Annotated in this window: 25 protein-coding genes; 9 read left to right on the top strand and 16 right to left on the bottom strand. The window is 41.4% G+C overall.

Translation table 11 applies throughout. From position 1 onward, the window contains the following. Positions 1 to 20: 20 nt before the first annotated feature. On the bottom strand, positions 21 to 911 hold the full coding sequence (locus GVX98_RS07935) for a LysR family transcriptional regulator ArgP (RefSeq protein WP_159127749.1): 891 nt from the start codon (positions 909 to 911) through the stop codon (positions 21 to 23). Positions 912 to 1,029: 118 nt separating this feature from the next. Here GVX98_RS07935 and GVX98_RS07930 point away from each other — a divergent pair, with 118 nt between their 5' ends. After that, the gene (locus GVX98_RS07930) at positions 1,030 to 1,629 is read left to right on the top strand and encodes a LysE/ArgO family amino acid transporter (protein WP_004980584.1); all 600 of its coding nucleotides are present in this window, start codon (positions 1,030 to 1,032) and stop codon (positions 1,627 to 1,629) included. Between the two features lie 72 nt (positions 1,630 to 1,701). Here the strand turns inward: GVX98_RS07930 and GVX98_RS07925 are convergent, their stop codons facing one another. The 6 genes from GVX98_RS07925 to dapD form a co-directional block, all read right to left on the bottom strand. After that, positions 1,702 to 2,160, bottom strand: coding sequence for a peroxiredoxin (locus tag GVX98_RS07925; protein ID WP_004693838.1), 459 nt, complete (start codon positions 2,158 to 2,160; stop codon positions 1,702 to 1,704). Positions 2,161 to 2,169: 9 nt separating this feature from the next. Then, a complete protein-coding gene (locus tag GVX98_RS07920) occupies positions 2,170 to 2,862 on the bottom strand; it encodes a diphthine--ammonia ligase (protein WP_159127748.1) in 693 nt (230 codons plus the stop codon). 72 nt (positions 2,863 to 2,934) lie between these two features. Further along, positions 2,935 to 3,342, bottom strand: a complete 408-nt coding sequence (locus GVX98_RS07915) for a hypothetical protein (protein ID WP_004980581.1) — start codon at positions 3,340 to 3,342, stop codon at positions 2,935 to 2,937. Positions 3,343 to 3,358: 16 nt separating this feature from the next. Then, positions 3,359 to 4,027: a 7-cyano-7-deazaguanine synthase QueC gene (gene queC, locus GVX98_RS07910; protein WP_004980579.1), complete on the bottom strand. Its 669-nt coding sequence runs from the start codon at positions 4,025 to 4,027 to the stop codon at positions 3,359 to 3,361. A 43-nt stretch (positions 4,028 to 4,070) separates the two neighbouring features. Beyond that, positions 4,071 to 4,781 (bottom strand): 7-carboxy-7-deazaguanine synthase QueE, encoded by a 711-nt coding sequence (gene queE / locus GVX98_RS07905; RefSeq protein ID WP_004980577.1) that lies wholly within the window; start codon positions 4,779 to 4,781, stop codon positions 4,071 to 4,073. A gap of 95 nt (positions 4,782 to 4,876) precedes the next feature. Next, positions 4,877 to 5,698, bottom strand: coding sequence for a 2,3,4,5-tetrahydropyridine-2,6-dicarboxylate N-succinyltransferase (gene dapD, locus GVX98_RS07900; protein ID WP_159127747.1), 822 nt, complete (start codon positions 5,696 to 5,698; stop codon positions 4,877 to 4,879). A 302-nt stretch (positions 5,699 to 6,000) separates the two neighbouring features. Here dapD and carO point away from each other — a divergent pair, with 302 nt between their 5' ends. Then, entirely contained in the window at positions 6,001 to 6,732 is a 732-nt protein-coding gene (gene carO / locus GVX98_RS07895; protein WP_159127746.1) for an ornithine uptake porin CarO type 4, read from the top strand. A 62-nt stretch (positions 6,733 to 6,794) separates the two neighbouring features. Here the strand turns inward: carO and GVX98_RS07890 are convergent, their stop codons facing one another. The 7 genes from GVX98_RS07890 to GVX98_RS07860 all read right to left on the bottom strand — a co-directional run bounded on the left by GVX98_RS07890 (position 6,795) and on the right by GVX98_RS07860 (position 13,628). After that, complete coding sequence (locus GVX98_RS07890) at positions 6,795 to 8,003, bottom strand: outer membrane protein transport protein (RefSeq protein WP_159127745.1); 1,209 nt, start codon at positions 8,001 to 8,003, stop codon at positions 6,795 to 6,797. 119 nt (positions 8,004 to 8,122) lie between these two features. Further along, positions 8,123 to 9,046, bottom strand: a complete 924-nt coding sequence (locus tag GVX98_RS07885) for a CysB family HTH-type transcriptional regulator (RefSeq protein WP_159127744.1) — start codon at positions 9,044 to 9,046, stop codon at positions 8,123 to 8,125. Between the two features lie 57 nt (positions 9,047 to 9,103). Continuing rightward, positions 9,104 to 10,165: a sulfate/molybdate ABC transporter ATP-binding protein gene (locus GVX98_RS07880; RefSeq protein ID WP_004693820.1), complete on the bottom strand. Its 1,062-nt coding sequence runs from the start codon at positions 10,163 to 10,165 to the stop codon at positions 9,104 to 9,106. A 12-nt stretch (positions 10,166 to 10,177) separates the two neighbouring features. Continuing rightward, on the bottom strand, positions 10,178 to 11,059 hold the full coding sequence (gene cysW, locus GVX98_RS07875) for a sulfate ABC transporter permease subunit CysW (protein ID WP_159127743.1): 882 nt from the start codon (positions 11,057 to 11,059) through the stop codon (positions 10,178 to 10,180). Continuing rightward, on the bottom strand, positions 11,056 to 11,889 hold the full coding sequence (cysT, locus tag GVX98_RS07870) for a sulfate ABC transporter permease subunit CysT (RefSeq protein WP_004693816.1): 834 nt from the start codon (positions 11,887 to 11,889) through the stop codon (positions 11,056 to 11,058). The genes cysW and cysT overlap by 4 nt, the downstream gene beginning before the upstream one ends. Before the next feature lie 85 nt (positions 11,890 to 11,974). Then, on the bottom strand, positions 11,975 to 12,580 hold the full coding sequence (locus tag GVX98_RS07865; RefSeq protein WP_159127742.1) for an alpha/beta hydrolase: 606 nt from the start codon (positions 12,578 to 12,580) through the stop codon (positions 11,975 to 11,977). Between the two features lie 37 nt (positions 12,581 to 12,617). Then, the gene (locus GVX98_RS07860; protein WP_159127741.1) at positions 12,618 to 13,628 is read right to left on the bottom strand and encodes a sulfate ABC transporter substrate-binding protein; all 1,011 of its coding nucleotides are present in this window, start codon (positions 13,626 to 13,628) and stop codon (positions 12,618 to 12,620) included. Between the two features lie 164 nt (positions 13,629 to 13,792). Between GVX98_RS07860 and pabC the strand changes: the two genes are divergently transcribed. From pabC to GVX98_RS07840, 4 genes are all read left to right on the top strand, one after another. Beyond that, positions 13,793 to 14,605, top strand: a complete 813-nt coding sequence (gene pabC, locus GVX98_RS07855) for an aminodeoxychorismate lyase (protein ID WP_159127740.1) — start codon at positions 13,793 to 13,795, stop codon at positions 14,603 to 14,605. Between the two features lies 1 nt (position 14,606). Then, complete coding sequence (gene mltG / locus GVX98_RS07850; RefSeq protein WP_159127739.1) at positions 14,607 to 15,662, top strand: endolytic transglycosylase MltG; 1,056 nt, start codon at positions 14,607 to 14,609, stop codon at positions 15,660 to 15,662. Further along, entirely contained in the window at positions 15,663 to 16,262 is a 600-nt protein-coding gene (gene tmk / locus GVX98_RS07845; protein WP_159127738.1) for a dTMP kinase, read from the top strand. A gap of 87 nt (positions 16,263 to 16,349) precedes the next feature. Then, on the top strand, positions 16,350 to 16,766 hold the full coding sequence (locus tag GVX98_RS07840; RefSeq protein WP_159127737.1) for a PaaI family thioesterase: 417 nt from the start codon (positions 16,350 to 16,352) through the stop codon (positions 16,764 to 16,766). A 47-nt stretch (positions 16,767 to 16,813) separates the two neighbouring features. Here GVX98_RS07840 and nadB read toward each other — a convergent pair whose 3' ends face one another. Continuing rightward, positions 16,814 to 18,448: an L-aspartate oxidase gene (gene nadB / locus GVX98_RS07835; protein ID WP_080543904.1), complete on the bottom strand. Its 1,635-nt coding sequence runs from the start codon at positions 18,446 to 18,448 to the stop codon at positions 16,814 to 16,816. Positions 18,449 to 18,677: 229 nt separating this feature from the next. Here nadB and GVX98_RS07830 point away from each other — a divergent pair, with 229 nt between their 5' ends. From GVX98_RS07830 to GVX98_RS07820, 3 genes are all read left to right on the top strand, one after another. Then, a complete protein-coding gene (locus GVX98_RS07830) occupies positions 18,678 to 20,057 on the top strand; it encodes a Do family serine endopeptidase (protein WP_159127736.1) in 1,380 nt (459 codons plus the stop codon). A 112-nt stretch (positions 20,058 to 20,169) separates the two neighbouring features. Continuing rightward, on the top strand, positions 20,170 to 20,646 hold the full coding sequence (locus tag GVX98_RS07825) for a thioesterase family protein (RefSeq protein WP_010326440.1): 477 nt from the start codon (positions 20,170 to 20,172) through the stop codon (positions 20,644 to 20,646). A gap of 423 nt (positions 20,647 to 21,069) precedes the next feature. Next, positions 21,070 to 22,293, top strand: a complete 1,224-nt coding sequence (locus tag GVX98_RS07820; protein WP_159127735.1) for a site-specific integrase — start codon at positions 21,070 to 21,072, stop codon at positions 22,291 to 22,293. Here GVX98_RS07820 and GVX98_RS07815 read toward each other — a convergent pair. Then, positions 22,282 to 22,533 (bottom strand): hypothetical protein, encoded by a 252-nt coding sequence (locus GVX98_RS07815; protein ID WP_087010847.1) that lies wholly within the window; start codon positions 22,531 to 22,533, stop codon positions 22,282 to 22,284. The genes GVX98_RS07820 and GVX98_RS07815 overlap by 12 nt on opposite strands. Between the last annotated feature and the right edge of the window lie 6 nt (positions 22,534 to 22,539).

Below are 22,539 nucleotides of genomic sequence, written 5' to 3'. Positions count from 1 at the left end.
GACCTATATTCAGGGCTTTATTAATTCATCGCTGCGTGAGCCTGTTCAATCAAGAGATCTGTTAGCAGATTTAACTGCAGCGACTGCTGTTTCCAATGATGCCAATACAAAGGTAAATCAATATTAAGTTGAGGATCTAACTCAACCAATGAGCCATCCTGAAAACGCGGTTTGGCTTGATAATAGGGCAACCAACCATAGCCGAGTCCCATCGTAACCGCATCAAAAAATGCACTGGAAGATGGAATAAAGTGATGTGGATATTGAGTTGGATTGAGTCCAAACTTTTGTTGGATATACGCGGTGTGGAGTTGGTCTTTTGCATTAAAGATCAGTGCAGGGGCTGTACGTAGAGACTCTCGGTTGACACCTTGTTTAAACCATTGCTGCGCAAAAGTTGGCGTGGCGACAAAACGATAGTTCATATCGCCAATGTATTCCGCTACGCAGCCTTTCATGGCTTGTGATTCATCTGTCACGCAGGCATTCACCAAACCGGCTTCAAGTAAGTGATGGGTTTGTGATTGGTCATCGACCTGAAAATGCACCACGATCTTTTTTTCAATTAATGTTGACTGTAGCAAGGGCAACAGCCATGTCGCTAAGGAGTCGGCATTGGTTGCAATGTTGATTTGATAAAAAGCAGAGGTGTTCATATGACCTGTGAGGTTCTGAATGAAACTTTGCTCTAACAGTCGGCTATGTTGCAAATAATGTAGCAGCGATTGACCTGCTTGTGTCGGGCGGCAAGGTCTTTCCCGCACAATCAGTAAATGCCCGAAGCTTTTTTCTAGGCTTTGTACGCGTAAAGTGACGGCAGAAGCAGTAATGCATAGCTGTTCAGCAGCAAGGTCAAAACTTCCTGTTTCTGCCACTGCTAAAAATGCGTCGCACTGTTTATGATTCAGCATATCGGGACTCACTTTAAACTAAAAATATTTTAGTTATATTGATATTTTCTAAATAATACTTAATTTAATTAAAAATGAAAGATAATCCTGACATCATCAATTAAGTTGAAAAGTCAAAATGTTAAGTACATATGTACAAGGGCTTGCAGTTGGGATGAGCCTTATTATTGCCATTGGGGCTCAAAATGCATTTGTGCTAAAACAGGGGCTTAAAAAGCAGTTTGTTTTTTGGGTATGTTTTGTCTGTGCACTGTCGGATTCGATTTTAATTGTCTTGGGCGTTTCTGGTTTTTCAAAAGTGCTTCAGCACTATCCTGAAATTATTCAGTTTTCCAAATGGGCAGGGGCAATTTTTTTATTTTGTTATGGATTTCAACATTTGCTACGGGCATTTAAATCACAGCAGGGCTTGGAGGCAAGTCCCATTGAAAAGCATCATCTAGTGAATATTGTTTTGCTGTGTTTGGCGCTGACTTGGCTTAATCCGCATGTTTATTTAGATACGGTTATTTTACTGGGTTCTATTTCAACACAGTTTGAGCAACCTGCGTACTTTGCTTTAGGGGCTGTGTGTGCATCTTGGTTGTTTTTCTTTGCTTTGGGCTATGGTGCTCGTGTGCTTATCCCCATTTTTGCCAATCCGAAAGCGTGGAATGTACTGGATGGGATCATCGCGCTGGTGATGTGGGGAATCGCCATTTCACTGCTTGTGAAATAAAAAGCGCGTACAATAAATCTATGAAATAAAAAATCATACAAAACAAAGCCCGCATTTGCGGGCTGATGTACATTAAGCCTGTAATGCTTTTAAGTCCTCTAAAACTTGTTCAGCATGTCCCGCAGCTTTTACCTTACGATACTCTTTAACCAACTTACCGTTATGAAAAATAAAAGTTGAGCGCTCAATGCCCATCACTTTTTTACCATACATATTTTTTTCTTTAATCACATCAAAGTGTTTACACAGCACTTCTTCTTTGTCGCTAATTAAATTAATGGTTAAAGCCTGCTTTTCTGTAAAATTTTGGTGTGCTTTAACCGAGTCACGGGAAACACCAATGATTGTGGTTTGTAGGGCATCAAACTGATCTTTTAAACATGAAAAACCAACGGCTTGAGTGGTGCAACCTGGCGTTGAATCTTTCGGGTAAAAGTACACAATCAGCCACTCAGTCGGCACTTCAGTTAAGTTCACTTCACCTGTTGTGGCTGGAAAGTTCTGATTTGGAAGTTGGATCGTATCAGTCATGTTCTATCCTTAAATGTCGCATTGTTCTAATTCAAGTGGTAAAAAGGCATAATTTTCGTGATACAGAATATCACCTTTAACAACTGAAAGTGGATGTTTGAAAATTGGGCCATCAATCACCGTGGTATGGAATTCACCCGCTTCGCCGCATGGATCAATGCCTCTTGCAACAAGTTCATCTACATAGTCAAGGCTAAGTACTTGACCTAAGTCTTCAGCCTTCATGCCTAAGTTTAAGTTGACCGTAACGATGATGCTTTGAAAACCAAGCTGAATAAGCTCATGCACAATGTCTGAACGTGGACGTTGCCACAATGGCATACATAAACTGAGCTCACTTTTATCGCAAACGGATTGATTCCATTCAGCATGTGCCATTAAATCAATATCACCTGTGACTAAACTTTCTGCTCCAAGAGCTTGAGCTTTTCGTAACAGTTGAATGAACTGGTTTTCATAGTCTTGCCATGTCGCAGAGGCACTGTAGATGGGAAGTCCAATTGCTTTTGCCTGTGCATGAATAATATCGAGAGACATTCCATGTGAGCGTGATTTCAGACCTTGCTCTTCTAACATGACAATTAATGCAACAGGTTCACCCATTTGCATCGCTTGGTATAAAGCAAGGCTGCTGTCTTTTCCACCACTATATGACGCAACAAATTTGCGATTTTGGGCGCGTGTATTCCATTGGGTGAGCATATTTTCAAGTTCTATCTATTTTGAACATATAAAAAAGCCTGCATAGAGCAGGCTTCATTCACATTCAGTGAATTATTTTTTCGGAGCAGCTTTCATTGCTTCTTCAGTTAAAGATTTTAATTTACCTGTTAACTGTGGACCGAAACATGTTTGTAAGTCGTTATTTTGCTTTTGTACAAAAGCTAAAGTAGACGGGCTTTTCTTTTGGTTGATCGCACTTTGGATTTCCCATTTTTGTGCATTGGTCAACTTACCATCAGCTTCAACTGCACAAGTACAGTATTTGCTTACTTCTGCTGCACTAAGCTTTTTGCTTTTTGCAGTTTCTTCTTTACAAACATTAATCAATGCCGATTTTACATTGCTGCTTTTATACGCTTCTTGTAATTTGTTCGATTCAGCAGCATTTGAAGCTGTAGCGAACAATGCAGCTGCAGACACCAATGTAGAAAGCAAAATGTTTGATTTTAAATTTTTCATAAACTGTACCTTGTCGTTACGGTATATAACGCGTTGGGTCTGCTACGCCAGCATCTGCAAAACCTTCTTTACGAAGACGGCAACTGTCGCATTTCCCACAAGCACGTCCTTGGTCATCTGCTTGGTAGCAAGACACCGTTTGACTATAGTCTACGCCATGTTCTATACCTAAGCGAATAATATTTGCTTTGGATAAATGTAACAGAGGTGTTTCAAATTTAAGAGGTTTTCCTTCAACGCCAACCTTGGTTGCAAGGCGAGCCATGTTGGCAAATGCCTCAATAAATTCAGGTCGACAGTCAGGATACCCTGAATAATCAACAGCATTAATACCAATCACAATGGCTTCGGCATCTAAAACTTCTGCTGCTGCTAGGGCATAAGATAAGAAAATCGTGTTACGTGCTGGAACATAAGTTACAGGAATACCGACTTGTTCATGATCTGGAACATCAATGCTATGGTCTGTTAACGCAGAACCACCCAAATTACCTAAGTCGATATTAATGACACGATGTTCTACGCCTGCTTTTTTCGCAAGTTCGCGTGCAGCATCGAGCTCAGTGGTTGAGCGTTGACCATACATAAAGCTGAGCGCTGTACAGTCATACTGTGCTTGCGCCCATGCTAAACAAGTTGTTGAGTCTAAACCGCCAGATAACAAAACTATGGCACGAGGGCGCATACAACTTTCTCCAAATATAAATTAAAGATGAATAGGCAATGTATTAGCGACCAGTTTCGTCATTCCAAAGCAACTTGTGGAGTTGGAGTTGGAAGCAAACAGGGAGATGGTCTTCTAATATCCATTGCGCTAAGTCACGCGCAAGTTGAGGTAAACGAGCAGCACCTTTCTCAACGGCAAAAGCAGGAGAGAACCATACTGTGCTGACTTTTTCATTGAGTTTATAGTCTTCAACTTGCTGTTTTGACCACTCATAATCCTCACGGTTACAAATTACAAATTTGATTTGGTCGTGCTGGGTTAAATGGTCGAGATTCGAAAGCAAATTTCGTGCAACTTCACCTGAAGTTGGGGTTTTCAAATCTAATACTTTTGAAACACGTGGGTCAACCTTAGACACATCTAAAGCGCCACTGGTTTCTAAAGAGACTGCACAGCCAAGATCTGCAAGACGTTGCATTAGAGGTAATGCATTGGGCTGTGCAAGGGGTTCACCACCTGTCACGCAGACATAAGGGGTTTTAAAATCAAGCGTGGTTTGAATAATCTGATCTAAAGATTGACGTTCGCCACCTTCAAACGAGTAGGTCGTATCGCAGTAGGTACAACGTAGTGGACAACCCGTTAAACGAATAAAAACTGTTGGCAGTCCTGAGGTGTTGGCTTCTCCTTGCAAAGAATAAAAGATCTCCGTGATACGTAGACCCGCAGAAGGATCAGAAACAGGGATAGCAGAAGATCGAAGCGTATTCATAGCAAAATTAAACCACAGGTTAGAAAAACAAAAATCTCTACGGCTAGTCTTAACCGTAGAGATGAGGAACTTGAGTTCCGCACGACAACTAAAAATTATTCGTCGCGTAGTAAATCGTTCAAGCTCGTTTTAGAACGTGTTTGTGCATCTACTTTTTTCACGATGATTGCAGCATACAGGCTGTAAGTACCGCATTTAGAAGGTAAGCTACCTGCAACTACAACAGAACCTGCTGGTACACGACCATAGTGAATTTCGCCAGTTGCACGGTCAAAAATCTTAGTCGATTGACCAATGAACACGCCCATAGAAATTACCGAACCTTCTTCTACGATCACGCCTTCTACGATTTCAGAACGTGCACCGATGAAGCAGTTGTCTTCAATAATCGTTGGGTTTGCTTGAAGTGGCTCAAGAACACCACCAATTCCTACACCACCAGATAAGTGAACGTTTTTACCAATTTGAGCACATGAACCAACAGTTGCCCATGTGTCAACCATGGTGCCTTCGTCAACATATGCACCAATGTTTACATAAGAAGGCATTAACACCACGTTTTTCGCTTGGAAAGAACCTTTACGTGCAACCGCAGGAGGAACAACACGTACGCCAGCAGCTTTAAACTGTTCCTCAGTCCAACCTGTAAATTTGGTATCTACTTTATCGTAGAATTGAAGGTCACATGACTCAATTGGTTTGTTGTCATTTAGTTTGAATGATAAAAGCACAGCTTTTTTCACCCATTGATGAACAACCCACTCACCATCAATTTTTTCAGCAACACGTAATGTCCCGTTATCTAAACCAGCAATGACTTCTTCAACTGCTGCACGAACTTCAGCAGGACAGTCCGCTGCTGTAAAATTCGAACGGTCTTCAAACGCTTGTTCAATAATTGTTGAAAGCTGAGACATGATCTTCCTTCCAGAAAAAAAATTTTCCTGATTTTACACTAAATTGTGCAGAGAATAGATGAAAAAACAGCATAGGATCGGAAATAATAATGAATGATTGGAAATAAGACTTTTAGAGCTGTTTGAGTAGAGGCATTAAGTAAAGAATTGCGATTTACAACAACAAGAAAGTATAAAATGTATCAAAAAATAACAAAAACAGCCCAAATCTAGAATAAAAAACAGTTAGAGGGTGTTTTAAGATGGGCTCATCAAAAAATTGTAAATGATGTAAAAAAATCTTTAATTGGAGGAGAAAAAACATGAAATCATTACGTTTAGTTGCAATCGCAGCAGCAATGTCAGCAGTCGTAGGTACAGCTTTTGCTGATGATGCAGTCGTAAAAGATGGTTATGCTTTTGACCAGAATAAATTAATTCCTACTGGTGTTCGTGCTGAAGTTGGTACAACAGGTTATGGCGGTGCTTTGTTGTGGACAGCTAACCCATATGTGGGTTTAGCTTTAGGTTACAACGGTGGTGACATTTCATGGACTGATGATGTATCAATTAATGGTACAAAATACGATGCGGATATGGACAATAAGTTAGCTTATTTAAATGCTGAAGTTCGTCCATGGGGTACAAGTACAAATCGTTGGGCTCAAGGTTTATATGTTGCTGCTGGTGTAGGTTATGTCGATTCTGAGTACGACCTGAAGAAGCGCTCAAGTGATGGTACGATTAAAGTAAATGGTAACAACTATAACTTTAATGGTGAAGTTTCAGGAAAAATGGGTTACGAAAATAATATTGCTCCCTATGTTGGTTTAGGTTTGGCACCTAAGATTAATCAAAACTGGGGTGTATTTGGTGAAGTAGGTGCTTACTATACAGGCAACCCATCTGTAAACTTAACGTCGAAAGGTAACTTTGTAAACGTGAATGGCGCTGATTTTGACAGAGATTTAGCTGCTGAAGAAAACAAAATCCGTAACGATGATAAATATGAGTGGATGCCAGTTGCAAAATTGGGTGTAAGTTACCATTGGTAATTAACACATAAAAAAAACGAGCTTCGGCTCGTTTTTTTTATGTCTGATTTTAGCTAAAGTCTTTAAAAGTGATGCGCAAATTTGAGTCCAAAGATCCATGCATCATTGTCATTCAGCGCAGAAAGTCCTGTAATGTTTGCCAGTGGGCTTGAGTCTGAAGATGTTTTGGATTTATTAAAACGCAAATAATAAAGACCTGCTGCAACATCGAACTGAGCGTTATATATGTACATGCTGCCTAGGCCAATGCCTTGATAACCATCACTTGGGTTAAGGGTAGATGCAGGATTATTAATCCCCGAGTCCCAGAGCAGTTCCATAGTACTCAGCCACTTTTTGTTCCATACGTGTGCTAAGCCGAGTTTTGCAGACCATTGATCTTCATTGTACTGAATAAGTTTGACGTCTTTGGCTTCAGGGTAAAATATCGCAATATAATCGATCACAGCTTTAAATTTGGGTGGCTGAATGACAAAGTCTTGCCAATTTACCCAGCGTAGCGTCCCATACAAGATATTTTGATAGGGGAGTCCTGTCATGAAATCAAGGTTTACCGATTGTGGTGTTTTCACTTCCATCACATTGGGTGTATCTACGCCGACTTCGATAGACTCTGTTGTGGTGATTTCATGCTTAATCGCAGAGCGATAGGTCAAAGATGTTCTAAAATAATATTCAGGGATTTGATAACTAATACCTGCTAACCAGCCCAAGCTTTCATCTTGTTTAAACTCGGCATCATAGCCATCAAACACAGAATAGGCCTGACCTTTCGCTTTTAAAGAGCCTGCAAAGCTTTGATAGCTTAAACCGCCATAGATTTCCCATTGTGGGTTGAATTGGTAGCCTAAAAGCGAGCTGAGATTATGACTTTCAAAGTCGATATCGGCAGATTCAACCTCATAACTTTCACCGTAAATCTTTGGGCGATAGCGATAATCGATGTCTACAGCAAAAGGCTGGTCATAAATGACAGCAAATTTGAACTGAGGGTTTAGTTGTAGTTTTAATGCAGCTCCCAGCATTACTTGTTCATTGCTTAAATTGCCTGTTGAAAAGTCAGTGATGCCAAACTGTTGTAGTGTCTCGACCTGTTGAACTTGGCCAGAAATATCTGGATCAATATAAGCCAAAGAAATTTCTGCATAATTTCCATGTTCAAAAAAGAGTTGTATCGTTTGACCTGAACGTTCAAAAGCAGCAGCAAAGCATGATCCCGACGAATAGAAACATAAACAAAGTAATGGAGAGCCCAACAGATTTTTATTCACTGTTATTGCTCACTAGTATTTTTATCGTTTGATCAAATAATACACTATGTCCATTTAAAGTATATGGGTTTAAAAATAAAAAAGAGGCACGGAGGCCTCTTTTTTAGAATAAGAATGGTTTAGTCTTCAGGATATGCCACTCTTTTCAGTGCTTTAATGTCTGCATCTGGTGAGCACAACGAGATAAATTCATAGCCATAACCACGCAGGAGGTGACCTTTACGCACTGCAATCCATGTGGTATTGAGACCAAAAATATCAGTTGGAATTTGTTTTAAACGATAGTCACGTTCGACGTCATACGCCACATTATTGACAATACCAACGCCCATATTCAGTTCAACATAGGTTTTGATGACATCGGCATCTAAAGCAGACATTACGATGTCAACATCCACACCTGCATCTTCAAAAGCTTTGTCAATTTTTGAACGGCCTGTGAAACCGCCGTGATAGGTAATCAGTGGATATTCCGCCAAGTCTGCAATACTAATATTTTGTTTGTTTGCCAGTGGATGATTTTGTGGGGTAATAATACTGTGCTGCCAATTATAGAACGGCACGCTAGCCAGATTATCTTCTGTGGTCAGTGATTCAGTTGCAATACCAATATCAGCTTCACCTTGCAGAAGCATTTCGGTAATTTCAACAGGACTGGCTTGTTGCAAAATAAGATGAACTTTTGGAAACTCTTTTTTGAATTGATTGACAATCGGCGGTAGTACATAACGCGCTTGCGTATGTGTAGTCGCAATCGTCAAGGTACCTTCATCGACACGGTTAAAATCATCTGCAAGACGTTTAATATTGTCCGCGTCGACCAACATGCGTTCAACAATGCCCAGTAGTGCTTGACCTGGTTCAGTTAAACCGAGTAAGCGTTTCCCTTTGCGAATAAAAAGCTGTACGCCTAATTCATCTTCTAGGTCTTTGATGTGCTTACTGACGCCTGACTGAGAGGTATACAGTGCAGCAGAGGCTTCGGTGAGGTTGAAGTTTTGTCTCACCGTTTCTCGAATAATTCTGAGTTGTTGAAAGTTCATAGTCTTGGATCTCTTTTATGATGAATGAGGCATTCAACATGCCCCATTCAATTGGTCTTAAGCCGCAGGTTTTGCAAATAAATGCAAGTTTGATGGGCTTAACCATACCGTTTGATTAGGTCTAAATTGGTGTAATTTTGCTTCTTCAGAAGTCAGTGAGATTTCAATCAGTTTGCCTTGGCGATCATGGAGTTCTGCAACCACTTTGCCCGCGATCCATAATTCTCGTACGAACGTTGCTTGGATGGCGTTGTCTTGCGGTTGTGCATGAATACGTAATTCATCTGGACGGGCAAAGGCAATCACGTCACCCGAAGGCGCATTGCGTAAAGAGTCTAATTGAATGCGGTCTTCACCAATTTGGATCGTCCCTGCGTTATTTTGACCTTCGAAACGGTTCGCTTGACCTAAGAAGTCAAACACAAAAGGCGTTGCAGGCTTTTCATAAACTTCACGGGGAGAACCAATTTGCTCGACGTTCCCTTTATTCATCACAATGATTTGATCCGCGACTTCTAAAGCTTCTTCTTGGTCATGCGTTACAAAGATTGAGGTGATATGAAGTTCATCATGCAAAGTACGTAACCAACGACGGAGCTCTTTACGTACTTTTGCATCCAAAGCACCAAAAGGCTCATCTAGTAACAGTACGCGTGGTTCAACCGCCAAAGCACGTGCCAGAGCAATACGTTGACGTTGACCGCCAGAAAGTTGTGCTGGGTAACGATCTGCCAAGAACCCCAATTGGACTAAGTCCAGCAAACGTGTGACACGTTTTTTAATTTCAGCTTCAGATGGGCGTGTTGCACGTGGGCGAACGCGGAGACCAAAGGCGATATTGTCAAATACGGTCATATGGCGAAATAAGGCATAGTGCTGAAATACAAAACCAACTTCACGCTCACGTACGTGTACATTGGTTGCATCTTCACCTTCTAAGATGACTTGACCGCCATCTGCGGACTCAAGTCCCGCAATAATACGAAGCAGGGTGGTTTTACCACAGCCTGATGGGCCGAGTAATGCAACCAATTGACCATCAGGAAAATCGAGAGAAATGTTATTCAGCGCATGGAACGCACCAAAGTGTTTTTCAATATTTTTAACTTGAATACTCATGAGGTCATTCCTTTAAACTGTTGAATTATTATGTTTGTTTTGCTTTTCTTGGCGAAGCTCAACCCATGTTTTTAAAACAAGAGTCACAATCGCTAAAAGCGCCAAGAGTGAAGACACAGCAAAAGCCGCACTGAAGGTATATTCGTTATAGAGAATCTCGACATGTAAAGGCAAAGTATTGGTTTCACCACGAATATGACCTGAAACTACCGATACCGCACCAAACTCACCCATGGCACGTGCATTACACAGAATGACGCCGTAAATTAAACCCCATTTGATGTTGGGTAGGGTTACTTTCCAGAAGGTTTGCCAGCCTGATGCACCGAGTACAATCGCAGCTTCTTCTTCTTCCGTACCTTGAGCTTCCATGAGCGGAATAAGTTCACGTGCAACAAAAGGAACGGTGATAAAGATCGTTGCTAATACAATGGCAGGAACGGCATACAGAATTTTGATGTCGTTATCCATAAGCCAACTACCAAACCAACCTTGCGTACCAAAAATCAGCACCAGCATTAAACCCGCGATAACAGGTGATACTGAAAATGGCATATCAATAATCGTGGTTAAGATGGATTTACCACGGAAGTTAAATTTGGCTACACACCAAGCTGCTGCAACACCAAACACGACATTCAGAGGAACTGCAATCACTGCGGTTAATAAAGTGAGTTTGACTGCGGATAATGTGTCTGGATGAACCAAGGCTTGTGCATAGACACCGACCCCTTGTTTAAAGGCCTCAACGAACACCAAAATCAGCGGTAAGATCAAACAGCTTAAAAAGAACAGCAGAGCAATCGTAATCAGGGTGTAGCGAACCCAAGTTGGCTCACGTGTTGCATCACGCGATTGTAGCTTTTCAGCCAGTGCATTACTGTTGATATTCATCGTGCTGTTCTCCCTGTACGACGGCTTGCCCATGCTTGTAACAAGTTAATCAGGAATAAAATGGCAAAAGACAGTACTAACATGACGACTGCAATCGTGGTTGCACCTGCATAGTCATATTCTTCTAAGCGTGAAATAATCATGAGCGGCGCAATTTCTGTTTTAAACGGTTGGTTCCCTGCAATAAAGATCACTGAACCGTATTCACCGACGCCACGAGCAAAGGCAAGTGCAAAACCTGTGATGAGTGCTGGAAATAAAATCGGCAAAATCACTTTGGTCACAATCTGTAAACGGTTGGCACCTAATGCTGATGCTGCTTCTTCTAACTCTGTTTCCAAGTCACTGAGAACAGGTTGCACAGTCCGTACCACAAAAGGAATACCAATAAAAATCAGTGCCAATGTAATACCAATTGGGGTATAGGCCACTTGAATCCCTAAAGGCTCAAGATACTGACCGATCCAACCTGTAGGCGCATAAAGCGAGGTGAGTGCAATACCTGCAACCGCGGTGGGTAAGGCAAACGGCAAGTCGACCAAGGCATCTACAATGCGTTTACCCGGAAAACGATAACGAACTAAACACCATGCCAGAAGGAGACCAAAAACCACATTAATAAACGCGGCGATCAGGGCTGTACTAAAACTGAGCTGCAAAGATTTTAAAATACGTTCTGAACTTAAAATTTCCCATAAACCATCCCAACCTATGCCTAAAGATTTAATAAAAACAGCGGACAACGGAATAAGAACGATTAATGACAAATATGCTAGGGTAAAGCCTAGAGAAAGACCAAATCCTGGCAGCACTCGGGATCGCTGCGACATGATTACTCCTCAAAGAGAGAAAGCTGACCTAAAAAGAGTCAGCTCAAATAAAACTGAATTTCGGCACAAGTATTATTTACAGCGTTTAAATTGCAAATTTAAATAAATACTTGCTTTCATTGTAAAAACTAATGTTTTTTAGCACACTTTCTGAAATCAAAAAATCATAAATTTCAGGGAATGGCCCAAAACCTGAAGCAACATTAATATGTCCGACTTGCCCCAAGTTCTTAGGCCTAATTTTCCATGCTTTTGCCAGTTGCAGCGCATCTTGAAAATTAAGCCAAGGATCATTTTCACTGATGATCATTTGGGTGGGAACTTGCAGCTTGAGTTGGTGGAAATACTGTTGATAGTCATTTTGACTCTCACGAGCAAAACCAGCATCACCAAAGCGAGCAGGGTTGGCCGGTGCAACCAGAACTAAATTTTTAATGTTTTGATTTAGTTCAGGATACTGTGCTAAAGCAGCGACTGTCGTTAAACAACCAAAGCTATGCGCCACAATTTGAATCGGTTCCTGAATGGATTGAACCGTTTTGATAAATTGTTCAATCCACTCATGGAGTACGGGTTTATTCCAATCCTGCTGCTGTACACGAGAGCATGACTTGAGCTGACGTTGTAACCACGATTGCCAGTGGCCATGTTCACTTCCACCCACGCCCGGTACAATTACAGTATGAATCATGTCGATGCTCCCTTACAGCTATTTACTGGACTCGGTTTTATTTCGTCGTATTGGCTTTCACAATTTGGTCAAATACACCACCATTTTCAAAGTGCTGTTTTTGTACCTTGGTCCAACCGCCAAATTCTTTATCAATGGTCACCAACTTCAACGGTTTGAATGTGGCTGCATATTTTTTCAAGACAGTTGCATTACGTGGGCGATAGAAGTTTTTCGCCGCAATTTCCTGTCCAGCAGGTGAATACAAATAGTTGAGATATGCTTTCGCCAGATTCAGATTGCCGTCTTTTTCCGCATTTTTTTCAACAATGGCAACGGGTGGTTCTGCCAAAATAGATAGCGAAGGCGTCACGATCTCAAACTTACCCGGTTGTTCACGAATTGCTAAGTGTGCTTCGTTTTCCCATGCTAAGAGAACATCACCGATACCGCGCTCAGCAAAGGTTGTGGTTGCGCCACGTGCACCTGAATCCAGCACTTTGGTATTTTTATAAATTTTACGCACGAATTCTTGTGCTTTGGTATCGTTACCCGCAGGTTGATGTTTCGCCCAAGCCCAAGCGGCTAAATAGTTCCAGCGTGCACCACCTGATGTTTTGGGATTTGGTGTAATAATGCCAACACCCGGCTTAACAAGGTCGCCCCAGTCTTTAATGCCTTGAGGGTTACCTTTACGGACGAGGAATACGATAGTTGAAGTATATGGTGTCGAGTTATTGGGTAATTTCTTTTGCCAGTTTGTCGGTAAAAGTTTTGCTTTTTCAGCAATCACATCGATATCTGCTGCAAGAGCAAGGGTCACCACATCCGCACCTAAACCATCAATCACTGAACGAGCTTGTTTACCCGAGCCGCCGTGAGACTGTTTAAAGTTGATGTCTTGTCCTGTGCGTTGTTTCCAATAAGCGCCAAACTGTTTGTTGACATCTTCATAGAGTTCGCGTGTTGGATCATACGACACGTTAAGGAAATCTTTTGCTGCAACACCAAAAGATGTGACTGAAACTAGCGCTGCTAGTACCCCAATTTTTAACTTAGATAAGCTCATGTGAGACCTCAAATTTTAAACGTTTTTAAACATGAGGCAAGAATACTGTGAGTCTTATTGCTAAAAAAATAATAAAAAATGAATTTTATATGAATAAAAAAGAAAAAGAGTTCAGCTTAGAATTCATTAAACTAAAGCAGAAAATTGTTTCAGGGTAGATTGGCATGCATTGCTATAAAAATGCACAAGAAATCAAACAAATAGAATTATTAGATCGTGCATTTCACTATGGAGATGGTTGTTTTAGTACAGCGCGTATCCGTGACAGTGTGATCGAACTAGAGCCTCTACACATAGCACGCTTGAAATTGGCCTGTGAAAGACTGTTGTTGTCAGCAGATTTAGCCTTTATTCAGCGCAGCATCGTACAATTAAAACAAACCTATGCACACTTAAACGGCACTCTGAAAATTATTATTAGTCGGGGTGAAGGGCAGCGTGGTTATAGTTTGCCCACACATCCTGCTGACGTTTGGGTGTTTTTCTATCCGCAAGCATCAGAGGCTTTGACATACAGTGAAATTGATTCAGGCGTACTGCAACATGCGATTGGGCTGAATATGCCGCAAATGGTGGGTGTGAAAAGCTTAAACCGTTTAGAACAAGTTTTACTTAAGCATGAGGCAGAACAACACGGTTGGTTGGAAGCTTTGGTCACAGATGTGCAAGGTTCTGTCGTTGAAGGTGTGAGCAGTAATTGTTTCATTCTGCTAAATGATCGATGGATTAGTCCCGAACTTCGTTATAATGGCGTACATGGTGTCATGCGTGCCGAAATATTGGCACGGATGCAGCAACAAGGAATGAGCTGTGAGCTGAGAATGATTGATATGGAAGAAATTCCACGCTTTCAAAGTTTATTTTTCTGCAATGCCTTGAGTCCTATGAAAATAGCCAAAAGTTTGAATCATCAGCATTTAGATGTTCAGCCGTGTATAGATTTGTTCCATCGTCTTCAACTTAATCAGATGCAGTAGTATGTCCGCAGCCAAAACCAAATCGAAAAAGAAAACACAACTACCCCAACGTAAAATGAAAGGGTTGTTATTGATTGCTGTGAGCATCATTGTTTTATTGATGATTGTACTGTGGTCGAGTTTATTTAAATCCTATCCTGTCGAGGGTAAAAAACAGTTATTGGCAATTAACTCTGGTGATACCTATTCCGGTTTTATTGACCGCTTAGCCAAAGAAGACATGGCTAGTTTTCCTATTATTTTAAAGCTGTACCAAAAAGTATTTATTCATGACACCTTGAAAGCAGGTGTTTATGAAGTGCGTGAAGGTATGAGTATTCGACAAGTTTTGGATATGATTTCCAATGTCGATAATGCTGAGATGAACCGTATATTGGTGATTGAGGGTACGACCTTTAAACAGCTGATCGAGGCGTTGAAAAAGGATGCGTTGGTTAAAAAGGAAGTCTCCAATTTACCCATGGATCAGCTTTTAAAAGCATTAGATATTCCGTATACGCATGCTGAAGGGCTTTTTGCCCCCGATACATACTTCTTCGCCAAAGGTGAGTCAGACAAAAAAATCTTAACGGATTTATACAAACGCCAAATGAAAGCATTAGATGAAGCGTGGGCAAACCGTGCGGCAAATTTGCCGTATAAAGACAAATACGAAGCCCTGATCATGGCCTCTATCATTGAAAAAGAAACCAATGTTGACCGTGAACTGGAGCAAGTTTCGGGTGTGTTTGCGCGTCGCCTTCAACTTGGCATGCGTTTGCAAACGGACCCAACGGTGATCTATGGTATGGGCGATAAATATACAGGCAATATTACCCGCCAAGACTTGCGGACCCCAACAGCCTATAATACCTATACCATCAATGGCTTACCTCCTACGCCAATTGCTTTACCAAGTAAAAAAGCCATTGAAGCCACCATGCATCCAGACAACAGTAAAAACATCTACTTTGTCGCAACGGGCAATGGTGGTCACACATTTAGTGAGACTTTAGAGCAGCACAACCAAGCTGTAAAAGAGTATCTCAGTGTTTTAAAAACCAAGAAGGATGAATAGATGTTTATTAGTTTTGAGGGCACAGAAGGTGTGGGTAAAACCACACTGATTTGCAAAATTTATGAGCATCTAGAACAACAGGGTCAGCAGGTTGTGTTAACGCGTGAGCCAGGTGGTACACCGATGGCTGAGCAAATTCGCTCGCTATTATTGTCAGTCAATCATGAAGAGTCGATGTCGAATGATACTGAACTGCTGCTGATGTACGCGGCTCGTGCACAGCATTTACAACAAGTGATCGTGCCTGCTTTAACGGAACATAAAACCGTATTGTGTGACCGTTTTACCGATGCCAGCTTTGCTTACCAATGCGCAGGACGTGGTTTAAGCCAGTCAAAGTTGCAACTGCTGAATGAGAACTTTGTCAGCCATATGCCGAATATTACATTTTGGCTCGATGCCCCGATTGAGACAGGCATGTCTCGTGCGCGGGAACGGGGGGCTTTGGATCGTTTTGAACAAGAAAAAGTCACTTTCTTTGAAAAAGTCAGAGCAGGTTATCAGCAGTTATGGGAACAATATCCTGAGCGGGTTAAACGCTTGGATGCAACCCAGTCACCAGAACAGGTTTTTGCGCAAGCGTTGCAATATTTAAACTAAAAATATGCCTGAAATGTTATTTCAGACTGTAGTGAAATACATTTTTCTTTTATAGTCAGTGACAAAGGACTGTATGTTGAAGGAAAAATGAAAAGTAACTTAAATGAGATTGTGGCTTTTTTAGAAAAGGAATTTCCGCAAAGTTTAGAAAAATGTCATATCGAATCTGTCACTGAGCGCGCAGCAACAGTCGTGTATCAGGTCGATGAGCGCGATTTGAGACCGGGTGGGACGGTTTCAGGCCCAACCATGATGACTCTTGCAGACTATGCATTGTATATCGCTATTTTAGGGGAAATTGGGCTGGTCGGTTTAACCGTGACCACCAATTTATCGGTCAACTTTCTAAGTAAACCCGCAGCTTCAACAAATATCCGCGGTGAATGTAAGTTAATGAAAGTTGGCAAAGCATTGGTGGTTGGGGAAGTGTGGTTGTATTCAGTGGGTAAGGATGAACCCATTGCACATGTGGTGGGAACTTATTCTATTCCACCTAAATCCTAAAATAGTGATTGAATAAAAAAAGCCTGACGAATCAGGCTTTTTTTAAATTAGTTATTCACTAAAGGGGTTTCAACTTTAAAATTTAAAGGGGTGAGTACTGTTTTACGCAGTTCATTCGACAGTTCTGGGTAATCTAAAGTGTAGTGTAGACCGCGCGATTCTTTACGCTCCATAGCACAACGCACGATCATTTCAGAGACTAAAACTAAATTACGTAGCTCAATCAGATTTTTGCTGACTTGGTAATCTTGGTAATACTCGGTAATTTCTCGCTTCAACATTTCAATGCGGTGTAGCGCACGTTCAAGACGTTTTGTAGTACGCACAATGCCGACGTAGTTCCACATGGTTTGACGTAGTTCATCCCAGTTTTGCAAAATCACCACATCTTCATCAGGATTCATCACTTGTGAGTCATCCCAAGACGGAGCAGTTGGGGATTGGTAACTTGAATCAAAACTTTTTTCGATGTGCTCTGCTGCACTCATGCCATACACAAAACACTCTAAAAGTGAGTTACTGGCCATACGGTTGGCGCCATGCAAACCTGTGTAGGAGGTTTCCCCAATCGCATAGAGACCTGTAATGTCAGTTTGACTGTGTTCATCAACCACCACACCGCCACAGGTATAGTGCGCAGCAGGAACAACAGGAATCATTTCCTTGGTAATGTCGATGCCGAGTTCAAGTAAGCGTGCGTACAGGGTTGGGAAATGTTCTTTAATAAAACTTTCGGGCTTATGGCTAATGTCGAGCCAAACGTGACGAATACCTAAACGTTTGATTTCATAGTCAATAGCACGCGCCACAATGTCACGTGGAGCCAGTTCTGCACGTTCATCAAAGCGCAACATAAAGCGTTCACCATCGGGTAAACGTAAATAAGCACCTTCACCACGCATTGCTTCAGTAATGAGGAACGAGCGTGCTTGGGGGTGATATAAACAGGTTGGGTGGAATTGGTTAAACTCCATATTCGCCACGCGGCAACCCGCACGAAACGCCATGGCAATACCATCGCCCGTTGCAATGTCGGGGTTCGAGGTATACAGATAGGCTTTCATTGCGCCGCCGCAAGCCAGAGCGGTGAAAGGGGCTAAAAAGGTATGTACTTTTTCAGTCTTTTCATCAAGTGCATAGAGACCTAAGGCACGATTTTGTTCTTCTAAGCCCAGTTTTTGAGAGGTAATTAAATCGATGGCGATGTAATTTTCAAAAATGGTGATGTTGTCTTTTTCAATCGCACGTTCCACTAAGGTAGTTGAAATGGCACGACCTGTAGCATCTGCGGCATGAATAATACGGCGTTGAGAATGTCCACCTTCACGTGTTAGATGTAATTGCTCTTGATCATCAAGGGTAAACTGCACGCCGTGTTTCAATAGAAAATCAACAGAAGGTTTACCGCCTTCAACGGTTTGCTTTACGGCTTCGGTCTCACATAAGTGAGCGCCCGCAATCATGGTGTCATCAATGTGCTGTTCGATGGAATCCGTTTCATCTAAAACAGCGGCAACACCACCTTGTGCATAGAATGTACTTGCATCGGTCAGGTTTGATTTTGCAAGAACAGCAATATTGAAATGTTGAGGCAACGATAAGGCTAAGCTCAGGCCTGCACCGCCACTTCCCACAATAATCACATCAAAATGATGTGTTGTGTTTAAATTAGACATGTCCATCAGCTAATTTGGAAAAAGTTCGCTAATGACAGCGCTTTTTTCACGAAAAGGCAAGGGTAAAATCTCTACAATTGATGGGAAATATAAATAAAGAACGTATTTTTTAAGCAAATTTTAAGCTCTTGTTTATACAAACATAATAGAACATATTATTACCCAAGATAGACAAAGATTATGCTAAAAACGCTAATACATAAATTGATAACAAACATATAGGTCAATACTTGATATGAAAAGTCGCGCGATACAAACTGGTTTTTTTGCTGTTGCATGCACAATGGCTACGGTGCAAACACAAGCAGCACCTGTTGATTTCTCAAACTTGGTTGAGCAAGTCAGCCCTGCTGTAGTTAGTGTAAATGTGGTTAAAAAGATGACTCAAGAAGAGTTACTGCAGCAGCAAATACCTGAGATTTTGAAGCGTTTTTTTGGTAATCAAGTCATTATTCCGCAGCAGCAAGCGCCGCAAGAAAAAACGGCTTATGGCAGCGCATTTTTTATTAGTAAAGATGGTTATTTACTGACAAATCACCACGTCGTAGAAGATGCATCGAAAGTCACGATTATGTTTAATGACCGTCGTGAACTGGATGCAACTGTAGTAGGTAGTGATGAACGAACTGATGTGGCCTTGCTTAAGGTGAATGGTACGAATTTTCCGTCACTGCGTACAGGTAATGTTGATCAACTGCGTGTAGGTGAACCTGTGCTTGCGATCGGTTCACCGTTTGGTTTTGATTACTCGGCTTCAGCGGGAATCGTGAGTGCGAAAATGCGCAATATGATGGGGGAGACATCGGTACCCTTCATTCAAACCGATGTGGCTCTCAACCCAGGAAACTCAGGCGGTCCGTTATTCAACCAACAGGGTGAGGTAGTTGGGGTGAACTCGCGTATCTTCAGTGGTACGGGCGGTTATATGGGGCTGTCTTTCTCGATTCCAATTGATGTCGCAATGGATATTGCTGACCAACTTAAGAAAACAGGCAAAGTTACGCGTTCTTATTTAGGGTTTAATCTACAAGATCTAGACCGCAATTTGGCAGAGTCTTATAATTTGCCAAAACCAGAAGGTTCATTGATTACCAATGTTCAGCCGAATTCACCTGCGCAGAAAGCGGGACTAAAAGCAGGCGATATTATTTTAAAATTCAATGGAACGCCGATTTCACGGACCTCTGAGTTATTGAACTATTTAAATCGTACTATGCCAAATCAAACGGTACAGCTTGAAGTATTGCGTGATGATAAAAAGCGTAATATATCGGCAACATTAACCACTGCACCGGATGACACACCTGCAAAATCAGATACAGTTACACAAAGTAAAGGGCCTGTCTTAGGTATTGCTATCCGAAATTTAGCACCTGCTGAATTGTCACAACTCAATGTGAAAGGTGGTGTGTTGATTCAAGAAGTGAAACGTGGCGGCGCAGCAGCACAGTCAGGTATGGCGGCTGGTGATGTGGTCACTCACATTAATAGTAAAGTCGTAAAAGACACCAATGATTTTGTCCAAGCGGCATCTGAATTGAAAAAAGGTCAGGTTGCCCGCGTTGGAATTATCCGACAAGGCACACCAGCCATTTTAGGGATGCGCATCCAATAAGCGAGAAAAAGCCACTCTTCGGAGTGGTTTTTTATTTTTTGCAATTTGATGATGTCTGTTATTTGCGTACACTGCCATCTTCATAGGGATATTTAGATTCAATAGAGTGTTTATGAGTAGTATTTTTGACTTAAGACTTCAGGTGCAAGCAGAACATATCGACCAGTTAGGCCATGTGAATAATGTGGTTTATATGCATTGGATGCAGGATGTTGCAACAGCACATATTGATGCACTGGGTTTAGGCTTAAAAGAATATATCGAGTTAAAACATGCAATGGTTGCGGTTGAGCATCATGTGCAGTACCGAAAAGCTGCATTTAAAGAGGATGAAATAATCCTACGTACATGGTTTGACGATATAAATGCATTATATTCTTCACGCCAATATGTGTTTTATAGACCCAAAGACAATAGCATTTTATTTGTTGCTCAAACCAAGTGGGCTTGCGTAGAGATTGAAACCGGCCGTGCAAAACGTATGTCACCCAGTTTTACCCAAGCTTACCAACCGCTTGCAAAAGATGTGAATGCCTTAGATTTTTCAATGGATTACTCAAAAAGCCCAGTGAAAAGCGAAAACACGTAAAAAAGCGTCAGAGTTGTGAAAAGGAAGCGTATTAATATGGATACTTTAAAAAAACCATCTGTTATAATCCTTCGCAATTTCTATTCGGCTTTTGTTGTGCATCGAAATTTGTCTGCATAACGCTTCATTTTGTTCAAGGTAGCCCATGGCGCAAGCTAAAAAATCTGTTGATATTAAAAATATCCGTAATTTCAGTATTATTGCTCACATTTATGACTGACATTAAGAAGCTATAAGACACAACTCGACGCATTAAGCCATGAAACTCAATAAAAGCCTTTAATTAGGCTTTTTTTATGCGTCACTATAAGACACAATGAAACACTAATGGAAACTATGAGCCAACCTAAATATGTACACAACCGTGTACATATTTAGCAATATGGCACAAGTTTGGCGGATCTAGTGTGTACATGGTGATATATGGCGATTTCAGAGGCTTGGCTAAAAGCTCAACTTGGTAAAGACAGAGAAAAAATAGAAGAGTTCGCCGATCGCGATGCCATGAGTGTTCGTATTACTCCAAAAGGTAAAATCGTCTTTCAACTACGCTACAGGTATAACGGCAAGCAGCATCGACTGGATCTTGGTTCATATCCGAACTTATCATTAAAAAATGCACGCGTAGAATCAGATCGGCTTAGAGCAGAACTTGAAAAAGGGCTTGATCCAAAACAGGTAAGATTGAAAGAGAAGGTGAGTATTAGAGATGCATACACACTAGAGACTTTGTTTTATGAATGGTATGAGAAATTCTGTGTACCCAATAAATCTAGTCATAATGAGATAAAGCGCTCTTTTGAGATATACGTGCTTCCAAATATTGGCAAACAGAATAGTGATGATGTAAGCGCATATCAGTGGCTGTCATTACTGGAGGATGTAGCAAAGAAATCGCCTTCCATTTCTGCCCGTCTTTTGATTAACGCAAACCAGTGCCTCAAGTGGGGACAGAAGCGCGGCTTAATCTCAGTCAATCACCTAATGAATGTTTCAGCCAAGCATGACCTGCGTATTGAAAAAGGCGTAAAAGAACGAGCGCTGAGTGACAAGGAAATCTATTTAACTTGGTATGCCCTAAAGCGAACCAAGATGACTTATAAAAATAAGCTGTTTCTAACACTCTTGATTATCTACGGCTGCCGTGTGGGTGAGCTTAAGCTTGCTAAAAAATCTCATTTTGATTTAAAAGAAATGATATGGACGGTTCCTCCTGAAAATCACAAAACAGGAAAGAAGAGTAAAAAGCCGATTTTAAGACCAATTACGGAAAATATTAAACCCTACTTACTGGAAGCAATGGAATTCAGCCAAGGTTCTGAGTACTTGTTTACAATTGATGGGACTACAAGGCCGCTAGGTGAGACATCCCATCTCACAATGCCTAACAACATTTTCCAATGGCTTAAGAGGCATAAAGGTGTTGATTTGGAGCACTGGTCTGTACATGACCTTCGTAGAACTATGCGTACCAATATGTCTACAATTGCACAGCCTCACGTATGTGAAATCATGTTGGGGCATGCGCTTCCAAAGATATGGGGTACATACGATAAGCATGATTATCTATCTGAGCAGACTGAAGCGTACGAGAAGTGGGTGGATAGGCTGGAATCAATTTGGAAGAATGAAGCGCTAGATAACTAGCGCTTTTTTTTGTAGTGGCCACGACTCATACCAACCTAAAAGTTTGCCAGAATCATAGTTATTTCCTGCGCCTCTGCATTCAGAAAACGGTTTAGGCATAGGGTTTTCGTAAAGTTTGCCATCTTGCCAACGGTTCAGAGTTCGTGACGACCTGCCAAATATTTCCTCTAAGTCCGGAGTTTTTAGTACTGGACGAGAACAAAGTGCCTCTTTAATTGTCATTCCTTCAAACTTATTCATAAAGCC

This window comes from Acinetobacter sp. 8I-beige (assembly GCF_902505955.1).
Lineage (GTDB): Bacteria > Pseudomonadota > Gammaproteobacteria > Pseudomonadales > Moraxellaceae > Acinetobacter > Acinetobacter johnsonii.
This window is presented reverse-complemented; position numbering and strand designations above follow the sequence as displayed.

Bases quoted from the DNA above. Each gene is read 5' to 3' on its own strand.
- GVX98_RS07935 (WP_159127749.1), bottom strand. From the start codon at position 911: ATGCTGAATCATAAACAGTGCGACGCATTTTTAGCAGTGGCAGAAACA.
- GVX98_RS07930 (WP_004980584.1), top strand. From the start codon at position 1,030: ATGTTAAGTACATATGTACAAGGGCTTGCAGTTGGGATGAGCCTTATT.
- GVX98_RS07925 (WP_004693838.1), bottom strand. From the start codon at position 2,160: ATGACTGATACGATCCAACTTCCAAATCAGAACTTTCCAGCCACAACA.
- GVX98_RS07920 (WP_159127748.1), bottom strand. From the start codon at position 2,862: ATGCTCACCCAATGGAATACACGCGCCCAAAATCGCAAATTTGTTGCG.
- GVX98_RS07915 (WP_004980581.1), bottom strand. From the start codon at position 3,342: ATGAAAAATTTAAAATCAAACATTTTGCTTTCTACATTGGTGTCTGCA.
- queC (WP_004980579.1), bottom strand. From the start codon at position 4,027: ATGCGCCCTCGTGCCATAGTTTTGTTATCTGGCGGTTTAGACTCAACA.
- queE (WP_004980577.1), bottom strand. From the start codon at position 4,781: ATGAATACGCTTCGATCTTCTGCTATCCCTGTTTCTGATCCTTCTGCG.
- dapD (WP_159127747.1), bottom strand. From the start codon at position 5,698: ATGTCTCAGCTTTCAACAATTATTGAACAAGCGTTTGAAGACCGTTCG.
- carO (WP_159127746.1), top strand. From the start codon at position 6,001: ATGAAATCATTACGTTTAGTTGCAATCGCAGCAGCAATGTCAGCAGTC.
- GVX98_RS07885 (WP_159127744.1), bottom strand. From the start codon at position 9,046: ATGAACTTTCAACAACTCAGAATTATTCGAGAAACGGTGAGACAAAAC.
- GVX98_RS07880 (WP_004693820.1), bottom strand. From the start codon at position 10,165: ATGAGTATTCAAGTTAAAAATATTGAAAAACACTTTGGTGCGTTCCAT.
- cysW (WP_159127743.1), bottom strand. From the start codon at position 11,059: ATGAATATCAACAGTAATGCACTGGCTGAAAAGCTACAATCGCGTGAT.
- cysT (WP_004693816.1), bottom strand. From the start codon at position 11,889: ATGTCGCAGCGATCCCGAGTGCTGCCAGGATTTGGTCTTTCTCTAGGC.
- GVX98_RS07865 (WP_159127742.1), bottom strand. From the start codon at position 12,580: ATGATTCATACTGTAATTGTACCGGGCGTGGGTGGAAGTGAACATGGC.
- GVX98_RS07860 (WP_159127741.1), bottom strand. From the start codon at position 13,628: ATGAGCTTATCTAAGTTAAAAATTGGGGTACTAGCAGCGCTAGTTTCA.
- pabC (WP_159127740.1), top strand. From the start codon at position 13,793: ATGCATTGCTATAAAAATGCACAAGAAATCAAACAAATAGAATTATTA.
- mltG (WP_159127739.1), top strand. From the start codon at position 14,607: ATGTCCGCAGCCAAAACCAAATCGAAAAAGAAAACACAACTACCCCAA.
- tmk (WP_159127738.1), top strand. From the start codon at position 15,663: ATGTTTATTAGTTTTGAGGGCACAGAAGGTGTGGGTAAAACCACACTG.
- GVX98_RS07840 (WP_159127737.1), top strand. From the start codon at position 16,350: ATGAAAAGTAACTTAAATGAGATTGTGGCTTTTTTAGAAAAGGAATTT.
- nadB (WP_080543904.1), bottom strand. From the start codon at position 18,448: ATGGACATGTCTAATTTAAACACAACACATCATTTTGATGTGATTATT.
- GVX98_RS07830 (WP_159127736.1), top strand. From the start codon at position 18,678: ATGAAAAGTCGCGCGATACAAACTGGTTTTTTTGCTGTTGCATGCACA.
- GVX98_RS07825 (WP_010326440.1), top strand. From the start codon at position 20,170: ATGAGTAGTATTTTTGACTTAAGACTTCAGGTGCAAGCAGAACATATC.
- GVX98_RS07820 (WP_159127735.1), top strand. From the start codon at position 21,070: ATGGCGATTTCAGAGGCTTGGCTAAAAGCTCAACTTGGTAAAGACAGA.
- GVX98_RS07815 (WP_087010847.1), bottom strand. From the start codon at position 22,533: ATGAATAAGTTTGAAGGAATGACAATTAAAGAGGCACTTTGTTCTCGT.